This window comes from Staphylococcus sp. HMSC067F07 (assembly GCF_001837405.1).
Classification (GTDB): domain Bacteria; phylum Bacillota; class Bacilli; order Staphylococcales; family Staphylococcaceae; genus Staphylococcus; species Staphylococcus capitis.
On the sequence record NZ_KV832234.1, the window covers coordinates 187740 to 211100 of the forward strand.

Annotated in this window: 26 protein-coding genes and 2 other annotated features; of the genes, 2 read left to right on the plus strand and 24 right to left on the minus strand. The window is 32.8% G+C overall.

The window, feature by feature from the left end; genetic code table 11:
• Window positions 1-87: 87 nt before the first annotated feature.
• The 15 genes from secDF to HMPREF2706_RS04260 all read right to left on the minus strand — a co-directional run bounded on the left by secDF (window position 88) and on the right by HMPREF2706_RS04260 (window position 12016).
• Entirely contained in the window at window positions 88-2379 is a 2292-nt protein-coding gene (gene secDF, locus HMPREF2706_RS04195; protein ID WP_023350151.1) for a protein translocase subunit SecDF, read from the minus strand.
• 235 nt (window positions 2380-2614) lie between these two features.
• On the minus strand, window positions 2615-2878 hold the full coding sequence (gene yajC / locus HMPREF2706_RS04200; protein WP_002436110.1) for a preprotein translocase subunit YajC: 264 nt from the start codon (window positions 2876-2878) through the stop codon (window positions 2615-2617).
• Window positions 2879-2893: 15 nt separating this feature from the next.
• On the minus strand, window positions 2894-4033 hold the full coding sequence (gene tgt, locus HMPREF2706_RS04205) for a tRNA guanosine(34) transglycosylase Tgt (protein ID WP_049427500.1): 1140 nt from the start codon (window positions 4031-4033) through the stop codon (window positions 2894-2896).
• 22 nt (window positions 4034-4055) lie between these two features.
• Complete coding sequence (queA, locus tag HMPREF2706_RS04210) at window positions 4056-5081, minus strand: tRNA preQ1(34) S-adenosylmethionine ribosyltransferase-isomerase QueA (RefSeq protein WP_002436078.1); 1026 nt, start codon at window positions 5079-5081, stop codon at window positions 4056-4058.
• Between the two features lies 1 nt (window position 5082).
• Entirely contained in the window at window positions 5083-6087 is a 1005-nt protein-coding gene (ruvB, locus tag HMPREF2706_RS04215) for a Holliday junction branch migration DNA helicase RuvB (protein ID WP_002436053.1), read from the minus strand.
• Window positions 6088-6120: 33 nt separating this feature from the next.
• Window positions 6121-6723, minus strand: coding sequence for a Holliday junction branch migration protein RuvA (ruvA, locus tag HMPREF2706_RS04220; protein WP_002436096.1), 603 nt, complete (start codon window positions 6721-6723; stop codon window positions 6121-6123).
• A gap of 13 nt (window positions 6724-6736) precedes the next feature.
• The gene (locus HMPREF2706_RS04225; RefSeq protein ID WP_002436060.1) at window positions 6737-7192 is read right to left on the minus strand and encodes an ACT domain-containing protein; all 456 of its coding nucleotides are present in this window, start codon (window positions 7190-7192) and stop codon (window positions 6737-6739) included.
• Between the two features lie 11 nt (window positions 7193-7203).
• Complete coding sequence (gene obgE / locus HMPREF2706_RS04230; RefSeq protein WP_070862207.1) at window positions 7204-8496, minus strand: GTPase ObgE; 1293 nt, start codon at window positions 8494-8496, stop codon at window positions 7204-7206.
• 143 nt (window positions 8497-8639) lie between these two features.
• Entirely contained in the window at window positions 8640-8924 is a 285-nt protein-coding gene (gene rpmA / locus HMPREF2706_RS04235) for a 50S ribosomal protein L27 (protein ID WP_001830822.1), read from the minus strand.
• Between the two features lie 11 nt (window positions 8925-8935).
• A complete protein-coding gene (locus tag HMPREF2706_RS04240) occupies window positions 8936-9256 on the minus strand; it encodes a ribosomal-processing cysteine protease Prp (RefSeq protein ID WP_002436010.1) in 321 nt (106 codons plus the stop codon).
• A gap of 4 nt (window positions 9257-9260) precedes the next feature.
• A complete protein-coding gene (rplU, locus tag HMPREF2706_RS04245) occupies window positions 9261-9569 on the minus strand; it encodes a 50S ribosomal protein L21 (RefSeq protein WP_002436008.1) in 309 nt (102 codons plus the stop codon).
• A 12-nt stretch (window positions 9570-9581) separates the two neighbouring features.
• Window positions 9582-9712 (minus strand) — a sequence feature (ribosomal protein L21 leader region).
• Window positions 9713-9744: 32 nt separating this feature from the next.
• Entirely contained in the window at window positions 9745-10266 is a 522-nt protein-coding gene (mreD, locus tag HMPREF2706_RS04250; protein WP_070862208.1) for a rod shape-determining protein MreD, read from the minus strand.
• Entirely contained in the window at window positions 10266-11108 is an 843-nt protein-coding gene (gene mreC, locus HMPREF2706_RS04255; RefSeq protein WP_030064686.1) for a rod shape-determining protein MreC, read from the minus strand. The genes mreD and mreC overlap by 1 nt, the downstream gene beginning before the upstream one ends.
• A gap of 196 nt (window positions 11109-11304) precedes the next feature.
• On the minus strand, window positions 11305-11445 hold the full coding sequence (locus HMPREF2706_RS12070) for a hypothetical protein (protein ID WP_002436055.1): 141 nt from the start codon (window positions 11443-11445) through the stop codon (window positions 11305-11307).
• Between the two features lie 88 nt (window positions 11446-11533).
• Window positions 11534-12016: a DUF4930 family protein gene (locus HMPREF2706_RS04260; RefSeq protein ID WP_002436062.1), complete on the minus strand. Its 483-nt coding sequence runs from the start codon at window positions 12014-12016 to the stop codon at window positions 11534-11536.
• Window positions 12017-12181: 165 nt separating this feature from the next.
• Here HMPREF2706_RS04260 and HMPREF2706_RS11855 point away from each other — a divergent pair, with 165 nt between their 5' ends.
• Window positions 12182-12361, plus strand: coding sequence for a hypothetical protein (locus HMPREF2706_RS11855; protein ID WP_037560643.1), 180 nt, complete (start codon window positions 12182-12184; stop codon window positions 12359-12361).
• A 70-nt stretch (window positions 12362-12431) separates the two neighbouring features.
• On the opposite strand, the gene HMPREF2706_RS04265 is transcribed toward HMPREF2706_RS11855, so the two are convergent.
• The 5 genes from HMPREF2706_RS04265 to HMPREF2706_RS04280 all read right to left on the minus strand — a co-directional run bounded on the left by HMPREF2706_RS04265 (window position 12432) and on the right by HMPREF2706_RS04280 (window position 18263).
• A complete protein-coding gene (locus HMPREF2706_RS04265; protein WP_049427491.1) occupies window positions 12432-12713 on the minus strand; it encodes a hypothetical protein in 282 nt (93 codons plus the stop codon).
• A 67-nt stretch (window positions 12714-12780) separates the two neighbouring features.
• Entirely contained in the window at window positions 12781-13464 is a 684-nt protein-coding gene (gene radC / locus HMPREF2706_RS04270; RefSeq protein ID WP_070862209.1) for a RadC family protein, read from the minus strand.
• Complete coding sequence (locus HMPREF2706_RS11860) at window positions 13461-14171, minus strand: prepilin peptidase (RefSeq protein WP_083319927.1); 711 nt, start codon at window positions 14169-14171, stop codon at window positions 13461-13463. Before HMPREF2706_RS11860 ends, radC begins: the two co-directional genes overlap by 4 nt.
• A gap of 185 nt (window positions 14172-14356) precedes the next feature.
• Window positions 14357-15622, minus strand: coding sequence for a bifunctional folylpolyglutamate synthase/dihydrofolate synthase (locus HMPREF2706_RS04275; protein WP_030061502.1), 1266 nt, complete (start codon window positions 15620-15622; stop codon window positions 14357-14359).
• Between the two features lie 10 nt (window positions 15623-15632).
• Window positions 15633-18263, minus strand: a complete 2631-nt coding sequence (locus HMPREF2706_RS04280; RefSeq protein ID WP_002469671.1) for a valine--tRNA ligase — start codon at window positions 18261-18263, stop codon at window positions 15633-15635.
• 40 nt (window positions 18264-18303) lie between these two features.
• Window positions 18304-18551, minus strand: a binding site (T-box leader).
• Between the two features lie 58 nt (window positions 18552-18609).
• On the opposite strand from HMPREF2706_RS04280, the gene HMPREF2706_RS04285 reads away from it, so the two are divergent.
• A complete protein-coding gene (locus tag HMPREF2706_RS04285; protein ID WP_023350138.1) occupies window positions 18610-19170 on the plus strand; it encodes a DNA-3-methyladenine glycosylase I in 561 nt (186 codons plus the stop codon).
• 52 nt (window positions 19171-19222) lie between these two features.
• Here the strand turns inward: HMPREF2706_RS04285 and HMPREF2706_RS04290 are convergent, their stop codons facing one another.
• The 4 genes from HMPREF2706_RS04290 to HMPREF2706_RS04305 all read right to left on the minus strand — a co-directional run bounded on the left by HMPREF2706_RS04290 (window position 19223) and on the right by HMPREF2706_RS04305 (window position 23344).
• Window positions 19223-20290, minus strand: coding sequence for an AbrB family transcriptional regulator (locus HMPREF2706_RS04290; RefSeq protein WP_070862210.1), 1068 nt, complete (start codon window positions 20288-20290; stop codon window positions 19223-19225).
• Window positions 20291-20387: 97 nt separating this feature from the next.
• Window positions 20388-21671, minus strand: coding sequence for a glutamate-1-semialdehyde 2,1-aminomutase (gene hemL / locus HMPREF2706_RS04295; protein WP_002435979.1), 1284 nt, complete (start codon window positions 21669-21671; stop codon window positions 20388-20390).
• Window positions 21672-21699: 28 nt separating this feature from the next.
• A complete protein-coding gene (gene hemB / locus HMPREF2706_RS04300) occupies window positions 21700-22674 on the minus strand; it encodes a porphobilinogen synthase (RefSeq protein WP_023350136.1) in 975 nt (324 codons plus the stop codon).
• Window positions 22664-23344 (minus strand): uroporphyrinogen-III synthase, encoded by a 681-nt coding sequence (locus HMPREF2706_RS04305; RefSeq protein WP_037549820.1) that lies wholly within the window; start codon window positions 23342-23344, stop codon window positions 22664-22666. Before HMPREF2706_RS04305 ends, hemB begins: the two co-directional genes overlap by 11 nt.
• Window positions 23345-23361: the final 17 nt, after the last annotated feature.

The window sequence follows — 23361 nt, forward strand, 5'->3', positions numbered from 1 at the left end:
AAAGTACAACCCGTTAAGGATTAAATAATTTCAACAAAAAAACTGTCAATCAAGTATTAAATACTTAATTGACAGTTAACTAATAGATTAAACTAAGATTTTTTCATCATTTGATTTTTTCTCTTTATAAACCGTTAATTTACTGTTTGGAGATTTCTTCAATTGACGTTTTTTCATGATACCCCAAAGCGGTACAGCGATAAATACAGAAGAGAATACTCCTGAGATTAAACCAATTAATAACGCTAATGAGAAGTTAAATATAGTTGGTGCACCAAAGATGAGTATAGCAACAACTACAACTACAACCGTTAAGACCGTATTAATTGAACGTGTCATTGTTTGTCTAATTGATCTATTAACAATATCATCAATTTGCTCAGGTGACGTAACCACCTTAACCTTATGCAAGTTTTCTCGAACACGGTCGAAAGTAACAATTGTATCATTAATAGAATAACCTACAATTGTTAATACAGCTGCGATAAATGTTAAGTCAACTTCTAATCTAAATAAACTAAATACTGCTACGATTATAAATACGTCATGTAATAACGCAAGTACTGCAGATAAGCCCATTCGCCATTCAAATCGAAGTGATACATAAATAATAATACCTATTGAAGCTAGGATTAACGCTGTCATAGCATTTTTAGCGAGTTCTTGACCGATTAATGGTGATACTGAGTTAATTTGTGGTGTATCACCAAACTCTGATTTCATCTTATCACTTAGCTTGTTATCTTCTGCCCTTGTTAAATTTTTCTTGAATTGTACAGTAGCATTTTTATGACCGCTGCCATTAATTTGAACTTGGTCTGGCGATAAGCCGACATCTTTAACAGCTTTTTCGACTTTACCTTGAGTGAGTGATTGATTTGTCTCAATATCTGCTCTTGTACCAGAAGAGAAATCAATACCTAAATTAAGTTTAAAAATTGATAAAATAACTAAACCAACTATGACGATTAAAATACTTAACGCGATAAGCGGTTTTGCTAACTTAACGAAATTCCACTTTTCAAATGATGTTTTAAGGTCATGAACATCTTTACCTTCATTAATGTCATGGCGATCTTTTTTCTTAACTCCAAATAACCAATATTTTTTCTTAAAGAAGTTAGATGATACTAATAATGATAATAGTCCACGTGACAAGAAGACAGCTGTAACGAATATCATTAGAATACCTAATAGTAACATCGTCGCGAAACCTTTAACTGAGCTCTCACCGAAGAAGAACAGCACAGCTGCAGCAATAACAGTTGTTAAGTTTGAGTCAAAGATTGTTAGGAATGAACTTTTATTTGCTTTAGAATATGCCTGCTTGAGCGTTCGACCTATTCTTAGTTCGTCTTTAATCCGCTCATACATAATAATGTTAGCATCAACAGCCATACCTACACCAAGCACAAGTGCGGCAAGTCCCGGTAATGTTAACACACCAGAAATAAAGTTAAATGCAACTAATGTTAGGTAAATGTAAGTAGTCAATGCAATAATTGCTACTAAACCTGGTAATCTGTAGAAGCCTAGCATAAATAGATAAATTATTCCTACACCGATAAATGAAGCGAATATTGTTTTATCTAGAGCATCTTGACCAAATTGTGCGCCAACTGAATTAGAATAAATTTCTTTAAGATCTACAGGTAACGAACCGGCATTTAGTAATTCAGCGATTTGTTTAGCTTCTTTAACACCTTTTTTACCATTGAAACCACCGGAAATTTCGACGCTATCTGAATTAATTGGCTGATCTACGTTTGCGGCAGAAACATATTTAGGGTCTTTACCTTCTTGTTGCTTCTTAGCCTCTTTCTTGTAACTATCACCCTTTTTATAGTCCATCCAGACAACCATAACATTGTCACGTTTTTTTGAAATCTTTTCAGTAACCTTTTTGAATTTTTCTTTGCTTTTAACCTTAAATGTTACTGTTGGTTGATTAGTTTCTTGTTTAAATTCTTGTTTGGCTGAACCTTGTTTGATATCTGAACCAGACATTAAAACATGGTCTTGAGCGTCCCTAATTGTTAAATTCGCTTGCGTAGATAACAATTTACGTGCTTGAGCTTGGTCCTTAATACCAGCTAATTGAACACGTATACGGTTAGGATCTTCAATTTGAATTTTAGGTTCTGAAACACCTAGAACATTAACTCGGTTTTCGAGTGTTCTTGATGTTGCTTGAAGTGCTTTCTTGTCTATCTTTTCTCCTTTATCTAAAGGATTAACTTGATAAAGTACTTCGAAACCACCTTGTAAATCAAGTCCTAAATTAACATTTTTAACTACATTCTTATATGTAAGTCCCATTCCTGTAAAAAGAAGAGCCACAAGTAGTATGAATGCAATTAATCTACTAGTTTTCTTCACATGAACACCTCATTATTTACTTATGTATTTAGCATACTCGATGATTATTTTATCATGCAAGTTAAAATGATATTACGTTCACTCTAACGACCTATCTATATTAACATACTACACTCAATAGTGAAATTATTGGCTTAATTTAAAACTTTTAAACAAATTTAACATAATGATTTGTATATAAAAAAAGTGGAACTCCTTTTAAAGAGTCCCACTTTTAATTAAAACTGACCTCATATTATGAAGGGTCAACTTGTTTGATGGCTGGTTTCTCGAAAGTCATTTCCGTACCATGACCATTTACTGTAATGACAACTGTTGTTTCATCAACAGATTTAACAGTACCTTTAATACCGCCTATTGTAGTAACCTTTTGTCCTGATTCTACACGGCTAATCATTTCACGATGCTCTTTAGCACGTTTTTGTTGTGGTCTGATTAAAAAGAACCACATTAATACCAATAATAAAATTGGTAAAATCAATGATGTGAATTGGCCCATTGTCAAATTCTCCTTTTAAAAGTTCTTAGGGTTCTCTACATTTAATCCATACTGTTCAAAGAACGCATCTTTAAAGTCTAAAAGACGGTCTTCTCGAATGGCTTGTCTTATATCTTCCATTAATTTTAGCAGAAAATGTAAATTATGAATAGTAGTAAGACGGATACCAAAAGTTTCTTCCGCTTTGATTAAATGTCTAATATATGCTCTTGAATAATTACGACAAGTATAACAGTCACAATTATCATCTAATGGTCCAAGGTCATCTGCATATTTTGCATTTTTGATAACTACACGACCTTTTGAAGTCATACATGTACCATTTCGAGCGATTCTAGTAGGAAGCACGCAATCAAACATATCCATGCCTCTGATGCTACACTCTATTAATGCATCAGGTGAGCCTACCCCCATAAGATATCTAGGTTTATCTTTCGGCATAAATTGTTCGGTATGTTCAACCATGTCATACATAACTGGCTTCGGTTCTCCCACAGACAGACCTCCGATAGCATAACCAGGAAAATCAAGGTCAACAAGCTCTTTCGCACTTTGCTCACGTAAATCTTTGTATTCTCCACCTTGAATAATACCGAACAATGCTTGATCTTCGGGACGTTGATGCGCTTTTAAACATCTTTCTGCCCAGCGTGTGGTTCTTTCAATAGAGTTTTTAACATAATCGTATTCAGATGGCATGGGCGGACATTCATCAAACGCCATCATGATATCTGAACCTAAATCATTTTGTATTTGCATAGACTTTTCAGGGCTAAGGAAAAGTTTAGAACCGTTAGTATGATGTCTAAATTCAACGCCCTCTTCAGTTATTTTACGCAAATTACTCAAACTGAAAACTTGAAATCCACCAGAGTCTGTTAAAATCGGACCATCCCAATTCATGAATTGATGTAGGCCCCCAGCATGCTTGATGATATCATTTCCAGGTTGTAGCCACAAATGATATGTGTTGCCCAAAATGATTTTTGCTTCAATATCTTTAAGTTCTTCAGGGCTCATCGTTTTAACTGTAGCTTTTGTTCCCACAGGCATAAACATCGGTGTCTCAAATGAACCATGTGGTGTATGTACAATACCTAATCTTGCCCCTGATTGTTTACATGTTTTAATATGCTCATAAATTACCGCAGGCATACTTTAAACCTCACATTCTTCTTTAAATAATTAACATTGCATCTCCAAAACTGAAGAATCTGTACTCCATTTCTACCGCTTTATGATATGCATTTAAAATATTTTCTCTAGTACTAAATGCTGAAACTAGCATTACTAATGTAGATTTAGGTAGATGAAAATTAGTAATTAATCCATCAATCGCTTTATATTCAAATCCAGGATAAATAAATATATCCGTCCAGCCACTTTTTTCAACAAATTGCTCGTGGTCTCTTCTAATAGTTTCTAAAGTACGTGTAGATGTTGTTCCCACCGAAATTATTCTTTTACCTTTGGCCTTTGTTTGATTAAGTAAATCAGCAGTTTCTTGAGTCATTTGATAATATTCGCTGTGCATTTCGTGATCATCAATGTTATCAACGCTAACTGGTCTGAACGTGCCTAACCCTACATGCAATGTTATAAAAGCGATATTGACCCCTTTTTGCTTAATTTGATTTAATAAATCATCCGTAAAATGTAACCCTGCAGTTGGAGCTGCAGCAGAACCACTTTCTTTAGCGTATACAGTTTGATACCTATCTGGATCATCAAGACGTTCTTTAATGTATGGAGGTAAAGGCATCTCACCAAGCTCATCAAGTCGTTCTTGTAAAATACCATCATAGTGTAGACGCATAATACGTCCACCTTGTTCTAATTCTTTAATACATTCAGCAACAATTTTTCCGTCGCCAAATGATAAGCGATTACCCACCTTGATTCTTTTAGCAGGTTTTAGCAATACTTCCCAATCGTTTCCCTCAATTTGAGTAAGCATAAGCATTTCTACTTTAGCGCCAGTTTCCTCTTTTAAGCCAAATAGTCTTGCGGGCATCACTCGCGTATCATTTAAAACCAGTGTATCTCCAGGATTTAAATAATCAATGACATCTTTAAAATGGAGGTGAGTCATTTTACCAGTCTCTCTTTGAAGCACAAGCAAACGACTTTGGTCTCTATTTTTTAAAGGTGTTTGAGCTATTAAAGATTCTGGCAAATGATAGTCAAATTCTTCAATATTCAACTTACTCCCTCTTTTCATTCGTATTATTAAAATGCTCGTAAGCGAAAGGCGTCGCTTTTCGTCCACGTGGTGTTCGCTCTAAAAAGCCTTTTTGTATTAAAAATGGTTCATAAACATCTTCAATAGTAATGCGCTCTTCACCTATAGATACAGCAATTGTATCTAAACCAACCGGGCCACCATTATATTGATTGATAATACAGTTCATCATTTTATGATCTATATAATCTAAACCTTCTTTATCAACTTGAAGTAATTGTAATGCTCTTTTTGTTGTTTCAATATAAATTTGATCATCTTCATTGACTTGCTGAAAGTCTCTAACACGTTTCAATAAACGATTTGCTACTCTTGGTGTACCACGAGAACGTCGAGCTAATTCTAAAGCACTCTCTTCATCAATACCAGTACCAAGTACATCTGCAGTTCGAGTAATTATTTCTTTGAGATCATTTTCGTTATAATACTCAAGTCTCAAGTGCACCCCAAATCTATCTCTTAACGGTCCTGTTAAACTACCTGCTCTGGTTGTAGCACCCACTAGTGTAAATGGTGGTAAATCTATTCTAATACTACGTGCCTCGTCACCTTTACCAATAATAATATCTAAAAAGAAATCCTCCATTGCTGGATAGAGTACCTCTTCAACGACACTACTTAATCTATGAATTTCATCTATGAAAAGCACATCACCTGGCTGTAGTCCTGAAAGAATTGCAGCTAAATCTCCAGGTCTTTCTAATGAAGGACCTGAGATTGTACGTATATTAACTTCCATTTCATTAGCTATAATATTTGAAAGTGTTGTTTTACCTAATCCTGGTGGCCCGAATAAAAGCACATGATCGAGAGGTTCTTCTCTTAATTTAGCAGCTTTAATAAACACTTCTAAATTACTTTTAATAGAGGTTTGACCAATATATTGTTTGAGTTTAGTAGGTCTCAATGATAATTCGAAATCCGAATCTTCATTATGAAATTGTTGATCGACCATTCTTTTATCCATATTCGTGCCTCCATAAGATACATACTCTATTTATTAAGAAACTAACGTTTGTAAGCCTAATTTTACAGCTTCGTCTACACTAGATACACTTTGCTTGTTTAACACTTTTTCAACCTTAGAAAGTTCACGTTTTGAGTATCCTAATGCTTCTAATGCTAACATAGCTTCTTTAACAACTTGACTTTGTTCATTATTATTAACATCGACTTGAAGCAATGATTCTGAATCTTCCTCAGTAATGGTGACTTTACCTTTTAAATCTAATACGATTTGTCTGGCCGTTTTTTTACCAATGCCAGGGAACTGAGTTAGATAAGCATCATTTTCATTTTCAATTGCTCTTTTCACTTCATTTGGAGAACTAGCTGCTAAAATAGCTAAAGCTGACTTGGGACCAATTCCCGTAACTTTAATTAAACTATGAAACATATCTTTCTCTTCTTCACTAATGAATCCATACAACAATTGTGCATCTTCTCTAACAATCAAAGAAGTGAAAATTTGTACATCTTGATTTAAATATTTTTGAAAACGATAAGAATTAGGTGTTTGAATTTCATAACCTATTCCTGAAGTTTCAACCACTACATGAGTTGGAAATAATTGCGTTAATGTCCCTTTTACATAAGCATACATGTTGGCACTCCCTTTACATACTCATACTAATTAACTCAACTTTTGAAACATGCTCTATTTCTCTAAGTGTATTGACTACATCATCAATTGAGAGATAGGATGATTGAGCGTTAAGTGATAAAGTAATCGTAGCTTTATCTTCCATAGGTACACTTTGATGTATCGTTAATACAGATAATTGAAGTCTTGAAATTGTATTTAATACTTGTGCTAACATTCCTACTATATCATTAACATATAAAATGAGTGTAAACTCCCTATGATCTAGCATCTTTTCATCTACAGGAAATATAGTTTCCCTATATTTATAAAAGGCACTACGGGATAAGTTGAACTGTTTAACTGCATCATAAATGGACAATTCAGGATTGTTTTTTAAAGCATCTTTAACTTTCAAAGTTTTAACAACAGATTCAGGTAATACATCTTCTCTAATTAAATAAAACTTTCTATAGTCTTTATTGTCCATAGTCTACACTCCTATTCGACAAATTCAAATTCTCCACCTAGAATTCTAACGATATCTCCATTACTACATCCTCTTTCTCTTAACGCATCATCAATACCCATAGAACGCATTTGTCTTGCGAATCGACGAACGGCAGGATCGCTATTGAAATCAGTCATTTTGAACATTCTTTCAATTGCATTACCACTTACTACATAAGCACCATCGTCGTCTCTAGTAATTGTAAATGCATCTTGGGAAGGCGTGTGTTTATATAAAACACGATTGACGCCTATATTTTCATCTTCTTCAACTGAGAAGTCAACATCTTTAACTTCTTCTAGTTTATCAGCAATGAGATACAACAATTGATCTATGTTATCTCGTGTGATAGTTGATACCGGAACAATTGTAATATCTTCGCCAACTTCCTCTTTAAAAAGTTCTAAATTATCTTTAGCGTCAGGAATGTCCATTTTATTAGCCACTACAATCTGTGGGCGATCTTCAAGTCGTTGCTTATAATTAACAAGTTCTTGATTGATGATTTTATAGTCTTCAATAGGATCTCTTCCTTCAGAACCACTCATATCTATCATGTGAACAATCACTTTAGTTCGTTCTACATGTCTTAAAAATTGATGACCTAGACCAACGCCATCTGAAGCACCTTCTATAAGACCAGGTAAATCAGCCATAACAAAACTTCTACTGTCTGGCGTAGAAACTACACCTAAGTTTGGCTTAATCGTAGTAAAATGATAAGCTCCGATTTTAGGTTTTGCTTTTGAAACAATAGATAATAACGTAGATTTACCAACACTAGGGAAACCAACTAAACCGACATCCGCTAATAATTTAAGTTCTAAGGTTACATCTAGTTCCTCACCGGGCTCACCATTTTCGCTGAAATCGGGTGCTGGATTACGTGGAGTAGCAAAACGTGAGTTACCACGACCACCACGGCCCCCACGTACAACGATAGCTCTTTGACCGTCTTCAACTAAGTCAGCTAAAACCTCTTCAGTTTCTACACTTTTAATAATTGTACCTGGGGGCACTTTTAATACTAAGTCTTCAGCATTTTTACCATGCATATTGCTACTTTGCCCATTTTCACCTTTTTTAGCTTTAAAGTGTCTTTGATATCTAAAGTCTAAAAGTGTTCTTAAACCTTCATCTACTTCAAATACAACTGAGGCACCTTTACCACCGTCACCTCCAGCTGGTCCACCAAAAGGTACATATTTTTCTCTTCGATAAGCAGTGATTCCGTTACCTCCATCACCTGCTTTGAGAGATATTTTGACTTGATCGACAAACATATATCTCACCTCTTTTACTCTGAATTTTTCATCCTTATAATTATATCATTATCCCTATTTATAGAAAAATTTTTAATGTGTATATCAATTTAAACAAAAATAAAACACCAGAAGCATTCACTTCTGGTGTTAACTAGACAAAATTATTCAGCAACTGCGTATACAGAAACTTGTTTTTTGTCGCGACCTTTGCGTTCAAATTTAACAACGCCGTCGATTTTAGCGAATAATGTATCATCGCCACCACGACCTACATTTTCACCAGGGTAGATTTTAGTACCACGTTGGCGATAAAGAATTGAACCACCTGATACATATTGACCGTCAGCACGTTTAGCACCTAAACGTTTAGATTCAGAGTCACGTCCGTTTTTAGTAGAACTTACCCCTTTTTTAGATGCGAAGAATTGTAAGTTTAATTTTAACATCGGGATACACCTCACTTATAATTTAATCTGATATTCTCATTATATTCTTCTTCAATTGTTTGTAAAGAAACTAACATCGCTTGAAGAATTAATTGCGCTTCTTTGTTATTAGTATCAACACTTCTTATATGAAAATGACCACCATCATCATCGTAATCGATGTCAGGCTTTTCTGATGTCAATCCCATAATTGCGTTCACACTACCAAATAAAACTGCTGAGGCACCAGCACAGACAATGTCATGACCATATTCACCATGATTCGCATGACCATCCATGATCACATCTGTGACTTTGCCTTCATCATCAACTGTAATATCAACAGTAATCATAAAATTATGCGTTAATTTTATCGATAGTTAATTTAGTAAATGGTTGACGATGGCCTTTTTTACGTTTTGAGTCTTTACGACGTCTGTAAGTGAATACAGTGATTTTTTTGCCACGTCCTTGTTTGTTAACAGTAGCAGTAACTGACGCACCTTCAACAGTTGGCGCACCAACTTTTACTGAATCTCCACCTACAAATAATACTTTATCAAAAGTGAAGGAGTCACCTTCATTTACATCTAATTTTTCAACGAAGATTTCTTGACCTTCTTCTACTTTGATTTGTTTTCCACCTGTTTCAATAATAGCAAACATACTTTGCACCTCCTATATAATAAGTCACGCCATATACAGGTGACACCTTCATGAGCTATACAATGAAGCTAGCTTGAATAGACAAACAAAATAATATATTTGCCTTCGTACTTAAACCTGTATTTGAGCGGTTGTATGTAGCCTGAAACTACTCAACTACTGCATCTTACCATCACTAAGCTTTACTGTCAATTGCGTTTTGCATTTTTCGCGTAAATTTTATGATGATAGGATATAAAATTAATAATAAGATAAAATTAATTATAAACTTTGGGATTAATCTGAATAAAATAAAATCAATAAAATCAAATTGAATAAATCCAATTACTGCATATATGGCTGCTACATAAATTTCAAGTATCACTGTACTTAACAACACGATGCTAAATAGCATTGTATGGTCTCGATAAAACACTTTAAAGAATTTATCTACAATCACAACTAATATAATGTAACCAAACATATATAAACCGTATATACTTCCAAAATATAAATCTGTAACTATTCCGAAAAAGATAGCAAGAACAATTGATACACCAAGACCTCTATATACAGTCATTATCAATATGTACATTAAAGTTAAATGAGGAACAAAGATAATGTCGATTTTACCGAAATGCAATGGAATAACTAATCCTATAGCCGTATCTATATAAAATAAAAGTACTCCAATTAGTAAATAATAAAGCGTTCGCATTAGTTATCCCTGCTTTCATCATCGGGAATCGTGCTCACATCACGTTTTGCAACATATACATGATTTAAGTCAGCTAAATCAGCACCAGTCTTAACTCTTACCTCTTTGGCAAGTCCGTATTGATCATTTTCAACATCTGTAACTTCACCTATGTAAAGATCACTTGGTAACTGGTCAGCTAAGCCACTGGTTACTACCTTATCTCCTTTTTTCACACTATCTTTGTTGTTAATATCACTAATCACTAATTCTTCGTTTTTAGCATCATAATGATCAATCAAACCAAAAACATTTTTAGAACCGTGTTGTACGTTAACTGAAAGTTTACCTGCTCTCGTATGAGTGGAAATTAGATCGACTTGAGCAGAAAATTGATTTACCTTTGTGACTCTACCAACTAAACCTTCAGAAGTCATAACCGCCATATTATTTTTAATGCCAGATTTAGAACCCTTGTCTATCACAATTGTATTCATCCACTGATCTGGGTTTCTAGCAATCACTGTTGTTGAAATAGGCTCATATTTTGATAAATCTTTAACGTCTAATTCTTTTTTAAACTTTTTATTTTCAGTTTCTAACTTTTGATTCTTTGCCTCAAGTTGTTTAATTTTATTTTTATCTTCTTTCGATCCACCATTATTGAAAATATTTCCAATAGCTCCAGTTACAAAATGAATAGGATAACTCACAACTCTTTGTCCTAAAGAAACTGAGTCTCCTACATATTGTTCAGGAGGTGATTGGTTTTGGGAACGAATGGATAAACCAATTAACGCTATAAAAACGATAATTGCACATAAAACAACAATGAGCTTGTTATTTTTGAAAAAATTAAGCACCCAGAACACCTCTATAAGACTAAATTTATTATCCTTTTATATTTTATATTACTCACTACATGAAATAAAGCACTAACTAATCTAAAAGGTAAAATTTATAATAAGTAATGTTAAACTTTTTAAAAACATTATGCCTAAATACATAAAAAAACTACTAACCTTATCGTTAGTAGTTTAATAAAATATGACCTTAAATTTATTTAGTTTCATCTTCGCTATCATTTTTATCTTTCTTTTCGTCTTCGCTATATAGTGTTTCTTCTTTTCTCCAACGAGCAAAAAGATTTTGTGCTTTTGCTTGTTCGTTAGCTTGTTTTTCTTTTGATTGTTCAGCCATTAGAAATCACACCAACCTTTAATGTATTTATCTATATATAAAGGTTAACTTATTTAAAAATACATTTCAAATTCATAGTTTACAGTTTTTACTTAAAAGCTTCTGATGGTTTTAACTCTATATGTTGTCCTAATTTATTTAGATCCTGTTGCATTTCAAACTCTGTGTTATATACTCTTATAGAATCTGAACCAAATTTATATATTATGAATTCGTCCCCTCTTTGGCCTGCTAAGTATTTATTATTATAGCCCATTCTACCTATACCAGATACTGACATAAATTCTTTCTTATCAATCATATTAAATACATTTTTAATTTGACTAGAAGGGACATTATTGATGATGTCGTTTTCTTTTAATGAATAACTTTTGCCGTTTTGTGGCTGAGCAGGTAGTCTGTTATTTGCCGGAGTATCATGCATATTTTGTTGAATATAATTAGTACTTTCATGTAAAGGATTCCATTCTTGATCTCTAAGGAAAGGGGCATACTTCAATGCTATATAAATAATAGCAATAATAGCTAGCACAGCAATAATATTCTTAACTATACTAAATATAAATCTCATATTCGCCCTCCTTATCATATTTAATTAAGTATATGTTAAATGTTTTTAGTTTACATCAGACTATAGGTGTAGAAATATTATATCTGTAGACGGATGCTAACATTCATTAAATGAATTATAATAAGCAATATAACATGCATACGTGATGAGGAGGGACAGCATTTGATAAGTATCTTAACTATTATTTTGATAGTATTATTAGTCGTACTTCTCTTTAGAGTTGGTCTATCTATACTACGTTTCTTAATATCTGCAGGGATTGTTTTACTATGTATTTATTTGGCGTATCAAGGAGTAATTTGGCTATTAGATAACTATCAAAACTTGATATCTTATGTTAATTAATTTAAGAGTTAGCTATACATTGTGAGTGAATGTTTCAAAACCTCTTCAATGTTTTTTAGCTAACTTTTTATTATTTTTTAATTAATTTAGATAACCAATTTATTAATATATAACTCCCCACTAGAAGTAATCCCCACAATACACCTGTTATTATAGCTCCAATGATTATAAATATTAATTCATTCAATTGCTTTGTTACTATACTACCTAACAAAGATGCTGTAACTATACCTATAATCGATAAAATAATCGTTATGAAACCACGTCTAATAGTCATTATATTATCTAGGATATTAAGTCTTATTACGTAAACCACTGGCATGATTATACCTAAAATTAGAAATAAACTCATATAAAATATCTCCTTATTTTTTAATAAGAAAATTATACACTATGTGACTGATATAAACTAATTGATTTTAATGCTCCTCAAAATAGCCTGCTTCAACCAAACTTGTAAATTGATTATCTCCAATGATGATGTGATCAAGTACATCAATTCCTAAAATAGCACCACACTCTTTTAAACGTAAAGTCGTAGTAATGTCTTCTCTAGAGGGTGTTACATCACCTGAAGGATGGTTGTGAACAATAATGATAGCATTAGAGGATTCTCTAATTGCAATATTAAATACCTCACGTGGATGAATAATCGAACTATTAAGTGTTCCTTTAAAGATCCAAGATTGTTTTATAACTATATTTTTTGAATTAAGTAGTAATACTACAAAATGTTCCTGATCTAAATCTTTCATAGAAGACATCATCAAATCAGTCACGTCACTCGGATGAGTAATTTTAACTTTATCTATCGTGCTTGATGCATTTAGCCTTTCTCCTAACTCAAAAGCTGCTTGCAATATAATTGCTTTATACAATCCAATCCCTTTTACTTTTAATAAATCATTGATAGATAATTTTTTTAAATCTCTAATAGAATGATGACTTTTTATAAGTTCATTAGCAATATCAATGCTAGAGAAGCCTTTTCTACCAGTATTAATAAGTATTGCCAGCAATTCCACATTTGATAAGCTTTTTGCACCGTAATTCATAAGACGCTCTCTAGGTTTCTCGGAAATTGCCATTTCATTTATTTTCAATAATATGTTCCTCCTAATACAATATTTAAATCATTATAGAAAAGCGAACTGAAAATGAAAGAGAGGAAGACAAAAGGAATTAATGGAATATATTTTAAATCTTTATTAATCAAAAGTTTTATAAAAATGGATATAAAACCGCCAAAAATAAAAGTAAACATACATAAATAAATAAGAAAATTTAAAGGTAAGAATAAAGACAGCATGTTAAAAATTACGATATCTCCGTAACCTATATATTTACGTAGAATTAGATATAACAATTGCGAAATTAAAAAAGTAATTATAAAAGTATGAAGATATAAATGTGAACAAAAGAAGGCTACTATAACATAGACTGAGGACAATCTTATGTCGATCGATAGATTGTTAATATCGTATATAGAGAAACTGAGTAAAAAAAGAAAAGTTAATAAGAAATGAGAAAAATTGATATTACCATGTGAAAAGTAATACAAAAATATTGGTATAAGCGCTAAAACTTCCCCTATCAAATAATATATTTGTAATTTCTTGTGACAACAGCGAGCGCGCCCTTTGAGTAATATGTAGCTCAAAATCGGTAATAAGTCATAAGGCTTAACATTTTGATTACAATGATCACAAACGGATCTTGAAAAGAAATAATTAAATTTTAATGTACCCTTGTGACTAAATTGGTATAAAAAACTAAATATCACACTACATGAATAAGCCAGTAAAGCCATTTATCATCCTCCTTTAAAATAATTATAAGTAATTTCTTTTGAATGTAAATAGTTGCATAATTAGAGGAATTTTATCATTGGAGTACTTATTTATTGGCTATGTTTAATTTCCATATTTTAATGGCTTTCATATAAAAAAAGAGTAAAACAAGTTAGTATAACTACTCATTTTACTCTTTCTTAATTTAGTTAAATTTAATTTTTGCTTTTATTTCGCTTATAAAATACAAACTACCCGTGATGATTAAACCTTCACCAGTGTAATTTTCAATAAACTGTACATAATCTTCTACAAGTTCTACATTATCTAAATTAGTTTCATCAGCAATTTCTTCTTTAGTTAAAGCTTTAGGAAAATCGAAATCCGCTAAATAAAACTGCGAGGCAATTTCACTTAAATTATGAATCATCGAATTAATTGGTTTGCCTTTAATTGCTGAGAAGAGTACATCAATTTTATCTCTACCATAGTAATGTTTAATAGTATCGATTAAAGCTTCTACACTTTCATTATTATGTGCACCATCGATAACCATAAGCGGCTGTTCTTTCACTTGTTCAATACGTCCAGTCCAATTTACAGATTCAATACCATCAATCATCTTATTAAAATCTAAATCAATAATATCCGCTTCATTAAGTTCAATAAGCGCCGTAATTGCTAAGGAAGCATTTTCTTTCTGATGTTCACCCATCATATTTAAAATGATAGTTTCTAGTTCATAATCCTTATATCGGTAAGTAAACTCATCATCTTGTGAAATGATGGTTACTTCTCTATCTAACTCAATTGGTTTAGCGTTTTGTTCTAAAGCATAGTCTCTCACATACTTAAGAGCTTCATCGTTTTTCACAGCATAGATAACTGGTGTATATGGTTTAATTATTGCTGATTTATCTTTTGCTATATCTAGATAAGTTGACCCAAGAATATCAGTATGATCCAATCCAATACTAGTTAAAATTGATAAAATTGGTTTAAATACATTTGTTGAATCGTGTTTAATTCCTAAACCAGCTTCTATGATAACGAAATCAACTGGATGGATTTCACCGAAGTAAAGGAACATCATAGTAGTAATAATTTCGAACTCTGTTGCTCCACCAAGTTCTGTTTCATTTTCTAAAGCTTCACTAACTGGTTTAACACGCTCAACTAAATCTACAATTTCATCATTAGTAATTGGTGTGCCATTTAAACTAATGCGTTCATTAAAACTTTCTATAAACGGAGATGTAAAGGTTCCGACATCATAACCATTTTCAACCAAAGCAGTTCTTAGATATGCTACCGTAGACCCTTTACCATTGGTGCCGCCAACATGTATACCTCTAATTTTATCTTGAGGATTATTAAATTGTTCTAACATCCATTCCATACGTTTGACACCTGGTTTAATACCAAATTTCGATCTTTCATGTATCCAATACAAGCTGTCTAGGTAATTCATGATCATACTCCTATGCTTTTAATTGTTCGATTCGTGATTTAACACCATTATACTTCTCTTGATAATGTTGTTGTTTTTCTTTTTCTTCATTAATAATTTTCTCAGGTGCTTTATTTACAAAGTTTTCGTTTGATAATTTTTTGTCTACTCTATCTAATTCACTTTGAAGTTTATCTAGTTCTTTTTCTAAGCGAGCGATTTCTTTATCCATATCAATAAGTCCTTCAAGCGGTAACACAACTTTACCCGCTACAACTACTGATGTCATAGCTTTTTCAGGAATTTCAACTTCTGTATCAATAGTGAGTTCGCTTGGGTTACAGAATTTGTGTAAATAACTCGCATTATCTTTCAATGTTTGCTTAACGTTATCATCTTTAGTTTGAATTAAAATTGGTATTGATTTAGAAAGTGGCGTATTCACTTCAACTCTTGATTGACGAACAGATTTAATGATTTCAACAAGTTGCTGCATTGTTTGTTTACTTTCGTCAAACATATATTCAGAGTTAACAGTTGGCCAATCTGCGTTAACTATAGTTTCACCTTCATGAGGTAAACTTTGCCAGATTGTTTCTGTAACAAAAGGCATAAATGGATGTAACATCTTCATAATTTTATCAAGAACATAACTTAACACTGAACGTGTAGTTTGTTTCTGAGCTTCATCATCACCATTCATTGGTATCTTACTCATTTCAATATACCAATCACAGAATTCGTCCCAAATAAAGTTATAAAGCGCACGCCCTACTTCACCAAACTCATATTTGTCACTTAAATCTGTTACGGTTTTAATTGTTTCATTTAGGCGAGTTAAAATCCATTTATCAGCAAGCGATAAGTTTCCAGATAAATCGATATCTTCTACTTTAAACTCTTCACCAATATTCATTAAACTAAAGCGCGCAGCGTTCCAAATTTTGTTTATAAAATTCCATACAGATTCAACTTTTTCAGTCGAATAGCGTAAGTCATGACCTGGTGATGAACCAGTAGCTAAAAAGTATCTCAAGCTATCTGCACCATATTCATCAATTACATCCATTGGGTCTACACCATTACCTAATGACTTACTCATTTTACGTCCATCTTCAGCTCTTACTAAACCGTGTAGTAAAACATCATTAAATGGTCTTCTATCTGTGAATTCTAATCCTTGGAATATCATTCTTGCTACCCAGAAGAAAATAATGTCATAACCTGTAACTAAAGCATTCGTTGGATAATAACGTTTAAAGTCTTCAGATTCAGTATCTGGCCAACCTAAAGTAGAAAATGGCCATAAAGCACTTGAGAACCAAGTATCTAATACATCTGCATCTTGCTCCCAATTGTCAATGTCATTTGGTGCTTCTTCCCCTACGTAGATTTCACCAGTTTCTTTATGATACCAAGCAGGAATCTGATGTCCCCACCATAATTGACGAGAAATAGTCCAATCTCTTATTTCTTCCATCCAACGATTAAATGTGTTTTCGAAACGACCTGGGAAGAAATCAATTCTGTCGTCTGTTTTTTGGTTATCTAGTGCTCTTTGAGCTAAAGGTTTCATTTTAACAAACCATTGTGTTGATAAATACGGTTCGACGATTGCACCTGTTCTTTCTGAGTGACCTACAGAATGCGTATGCTCTTCGATCTTAATAACTAAATCTTGATCTTTTAAATCTTGAACGAGTTGTTTACGACATTCGAAACGATCCATACCTTCATATTTACCAGATCTCTCATTCATTTTACCGTATTCATCCATTACTATGATGTTTTCTAAATCATGCCTTTGCCCAATTTCAAAGTCGTTTGGATCATGCGCAGGTGTGACTTTCATTGCACCTGAACCAAATTCTATATCAACATATTCATCAGCTAAGATAGGCAATTCTCTACCAACAATTGGTAAAATTACTTTTTTACCAATAACATCTTTATAACGTTCATCATTAGGGTTAACAACAATCGCTGTATCACCTAACATTGTCTCGGGACGGGTAGTCGCAATTTCAATATAACCTTCACCATCTGCGTAAGGATATTTAAAGTGATAAAATGCACCTTGCACATCTTCATGAATAACTTCAATGTCAGACAAAGCCGTTCTAGCTTGAGGATCCCAGTTAATAATTCTTTCGCCTCTATAAATTATATCCTTGTTATATAAATCAACAAATACTTTTCTAACAGCTTTACTTAGACCGTCATCAAGAGTGAAACGCTCTCTACTATAATCCAATCCTAAGCCTAGTTTAGCCCATTGTTGTCTAATAAATGAAGCGTATTCCTCTTTCCAATCCCAAGCTTGTTCTAGAAATTTTTCTCGACCTAATTCATGTCTTGAAATACCTTGTTCATTTAATTTTGCTTCTACTTTCGCTTGTGTAGCTATCCCAGCATGATCCATACCTGGAAGATACAAAGTATCATATCCTTGCATTCTCTTCATACGAGTAATTATATCTTGTAACGTTGTGTCCCACGCATGTCCTAAATGTAATTTTCCCGTCACATTTGGCGGCGGAATAACAATAGTATATGTATCTTTCGATTTATCTTCTGATGGTTTAAAATAACCATTTTTTACCCATTCTTCATAACGACCAGCTTCTACTTCTCTTGGGTCGTATTTCGGTTTCATTTCCATGTAAAAACCTCCTAATAAAATAAAAAAACATCCACCCTAAAAATAGGACGGATGTTCCGTGGTACCACCTATATTCAAGAAAAATAAAGTCTTTTAACTTAAACATACTTTATTCTTCGAGCACTTAAGTATAAGATTAACGCTCTCACACGCTTTCACCTACTGAACATTTGTTCAGTGAAAGTTTCATTTTGGGCTACCTTCAATTAAAATCATCTACATATTCACACCAAACATATGCTCTCTTTGAAATGATTAGAATTTACTCTTCCCTATCATTATATTCATTTACTTATTTATAGTATAATGGATACATCAATAAGTCAATGTATTGGAGGTAAAATTTATGAATGAGTGCGCCTTTGGTACTAAAGATGAAACATATTTAGAATATCATGATTATTTTTGGGGTCAACCTTTATATGATAGTAAAGAACTTTTTAAGTTAATCGCCTTAGAATCCCAACATGCCGGTTTATCATGGCTTACCATCTTAAAGAAAAAAGAATCCTATGAAGAAGCATTCTATAATTTCGAACCAAAAAAGGTTGCCAAAATGTCTGATAAAGATATTGATCGCCTTATGGAATTTCCTAATATAGTTCATAATAGAAAAAAGTTAGAAGCTATTGTTAGCCAAGCACGAGGTTACTTACAAATTGAAAAAGATTATAAAAGTTTTAGTGATTTTCTTTGGTCATATGTTAATCATCAACCTATTAATATGGGTTATAAAAAACCCAGAGATCGTAAAACAGTAGATGATAGAGCTACACAACTTTCTAAAGATTTAAAAAAATATGGTTTTAAATTTTTAGGTCCTGTCACTGTATTTTCATTTCTTGAGGCTGCAGGATTATACGATTCACATCTTGAAGGATGCCCTGTTAAACCGAGTCATTCTTAGATAGAAATAAACGCATTTCCTATTAACTTAGGAAATGCGTTTTATTATTTATTTAACGAGATTTCGCTCTAAATTTTAAGAAGTAATTAATCACAGGTGCAACTAAGAAAAGAATGAAGAAAATTCTAAAGATGTGATAGCTTGAAATCATTGCTACATCAGCACCAGTAGCTATAGCTACTAAAACTATTTGACTCATACCTCCTGGGGCTGCACCTAAGAATAATTCATTAATTGAATTATGCGTGAAAAGATGAATGATAACCACCATTATAAAAGCCGAAATAATTAACATTATATTCTGAAAAGCAATAGCTACTGCGATACGACCTTTTAAATCATTAAGTAGATGAGCAATTTGAAGGCCTATACGTATCATATAAATCACTTGCGCAGATGCGAGTAACCAATTATCTAAAGTGAAATTTAAATTTGTAGTCATATTCCAAACAATTAAGACAAATATAGGAGCTAACAATTGTTTAGTAGGAAAGTTAATTTTCGCCATCAAGAAATAAACTATTGCTACAGCTAAAAATATTATGAATATTTGCCAAAAATCAAGAGCATGTGTCAATGCTGGCGCTTTGCTTACATGTTCCCCAGTGGTATTATGGGAATCTTGGGAAAAATATGATATCAACGGAACTAATATAACCACAAATATTATACGAGATGTTTGAGTTAAACTTACAACTAAAATATTAGCTTTCTTATCTTCCTCAGCCATAATTAACATTTGGCTTAATGCACCTGGAATTACACTTAAAATAGCTGTTTCCGAATTAACTTGAGCTATTTTCTTAAAGAAATAAGCTATTAATAATGCTAAGACTAATAAAAGTACAGTTACTATGATGATTGTTAACCAATCATTTTTTATATCACCGATCACTGTTTTCGTAAAAATAGAACCAATTTGTACGCCAAGAAATATTAAACCGATTTGACTTAACCAAAAAGGCCATTTGATCTCCAATTTAAATGCTTTCACACAAATAACCGCTGCAATAATTGGTCCAAACATGAAAGGCAACAGTATGTGAGAAATCTTCAATATTAAACTTATTATTATAGCTAATGCTAAGACAATAAAGTTATTTCTCTGTATATTATTCATCTTATCTCACTACTTTCATAAAAGAACATTAACAAAACTTAGACTGGGATAATAGCTATCACCCCAGTCATTTATCTTTTTTATTTTGTTCAATTTATCATACAATACGGCCTAGTGCGTTATCAAATGCTTGAATTGTTTTTTCAATATCCTCTTTAGTATGAGCCATTGAAAGGAAAGTACCCTCGAATTGAGATGGCGGTAAGAATACACCTTCTTTTGCCATTTCTCTATACATATTACTAAATAGTTCTAAATCACTTTTATTTGCTTCATCAAAATTAGTAACAGGGCCCTCATTTAGGAAGTATCCTATCATTGAGCCTGCTCTATTTACAGTAATAGGTACATTATGTTTAGCGAACACATCTTTTAGACCTTTTTCAAGAATGTCCCCTAATTCATTAAAATATTCATAAGACTCAGGAGTTAGCTGACTTAATGTTTCATACCCACTCGTCATTGCTAAAGGATTTCCTGATAGAGTTCCAGCTTGATAAATATTTCCTACTGGAGCTATTTGATCCATAATTTCTTTTTTACCACCAAATGCACCAACTGGTAATCCGCCACCAATAACTTTTCCTAAACAAGTTAAGTCTGGAGTAACACCAAAGTAACCTTGAGCACAATTATATCCTACGCGGAAACCAGTCATTACTTCATCAAAAATAAGTAAAGAACCATATTCATTTGTAATGTCACGTAAACCTTGTAAGAATCCTTCTAAAGGCGGAACTACACCCATATTACCTGCTACTGGCTCAACAATTACACCAGCGATATCGTCACCATATTTTTCAAAAGCTAATTTTAATGATTCTAAATCATTATAAGGAACTGTTATTGTGTTTTTAGCAATTCCCTCTGGTACACCAGGAGAGTCAGGTAATCCTAATGTAGCTACGCCAGAACCAGCTTTAATTAATAAAGAATCACTATGACCATGATAGCAACCTTCAAACTTAATTATCTTACTACGACCTGTATACCCTCTAGCTAAACGTAGAGTATCAAGTGTAGCTTCAGTACCTGAAGACACCATTCTTACTTTTTCTATTGATGGCACTCTGTCAATCACGAGTTCTGCTAGTTTATTTTCTTGTAACGTTGAAGCACCAAAACTTGTACCGTTATCAACTGCTTCATGAAGCTTTTCTATCACACGTTTATTTTTATGTCCTAAAATTAGTGGTCCCCAACTTAGTACATAATCAATGTATTCATTGCCATCTATATCATATATTTTAGAACCGTCTGCATGATCCATAAAAATAGCAGGTGTATCTACCGATTTAAATGCTCTGACAGGGCTATTAACACCTCCAGGCATTAAATTTTCAGCTGTTTCCATAGCTTTTATAGATTTTTCATAACCCATAAATAAAATCCTCCTTAGTAGTGATTCATTACTTATCTAAATAGCGACAAATATCCTTAGCAAAGTAAGTGATGATTAAATCCGCACCAGCACGTTTCATAGAAATCATTTGTTCCATCACAATTTTTTCTTCATCAATCCAACCATTGAGGGCCGCAGCTTTAGTCATGCTATATTCACCACTGACATTGTATGCAACAACAGGAACATTAGTATTATTTTTTACGTCTCTAACAATATCTAAGTAACTTAAAGCTGGCTTAACAATCATCATATCGCAACCTTCTTTAAGATCGCTTTCTAATTCTCTCAATGCTTCTAAACGATTTGCTGGATCCATTTGATAAGTTTTTCTGTCACCGAAAGATGGAGCTGAATCTGCTGCATCACGGAACGGACCGAAGAAACTAGACGCATATTTAATACCATAACTCATAATTGGAATATTTTCGTACCCAGCTTGATCTAAGCCTTTCCTAATTTCTGCAACGAAACCATCCATCATATTACTTGGAGCGATAATATCTGCGCCTGCTTCTACTTGTGATATAGCAGTTTTAACTAATAAAGGTAATGACTTATCATTGTCAACATCATGAGTATGATCATCAATAACGCCACAATGGCCGTGATCTGTATATTCACATAGACAAGTATCCGCAACAATTAACAAGTCATCATACATTTTTTTAGCAATACGCGTTGCTTCTTGTACAACACCGTTATGATCGTATGCACCTGAACCTACATCGTCTTTGTTATTAGGCACTCCAAAGAACATTATTGCTCTAATGCCTAAATCATAAGCATCTTTAATTTCTTCATGTAATAAATTTAAACTAATTTGATATACACCAGGTAGTGAATGAATTTCAGATTTAATGTCATCTTGTTCGACTACGAAAATAGGATAAATTAAATCCTCTTTTCTCACGTGTGTCTCTCTCACTAAATCTCGCATTGTATGAGAAGAACGTAGTCTTCTATGTCTATCAAATTTCATTATTCTCCCTACTTTCTAAAATTTTGGCTATTATTGATTCCGAAGTTTGTGAATCAGCAACTTGCACATTTTGATTATAATTTTTAAGAACTGTAGCTGTTTGCTTACCTATCGCATAGTAATGGTGAAACTCTGGAGTATCTCCATTTTCAAAATAATAACGAACTGCAGATGAGCTTGAGAAAGTTATAGCATCTAATTCATTATTTTTTACAAGTTGTTTAACCTCATTAATATTTTGATGGTGAGGTATAGGTTTATATAAATCAATCTTAATCACAACATTATTATTATTCAATTGATGTGCTAATTTCGGTCGTGCAAGCTGACTAGAAGGAAGTAAGATTCGCTGATTCATAGAATTAAACTCTTTAAGAAATCCTTCTTGAGAAAAATCACTTGGAATAAAATCAACATTTATATTTAAATCCTCACAGTATTGAGCCGTTTTCTCGCCGATAACTGCTACCTTCTTAACTTTAACGCTTTTTAAATACTCATAAAAGTATTTGACTGCATTTTTAGAAGAAAAAATAAGCCAGTCATAGTCATGATTAAGCAAATGCTCATTAAACGAAAGTTCTTGTATTTGAATCAATGGTTTATGAATAATATTGACTAAATTACTTTGAACTTTACTTGTTTGGGTCATAACTATAACTGGTTTCATCATTGAGTTCCACCTTT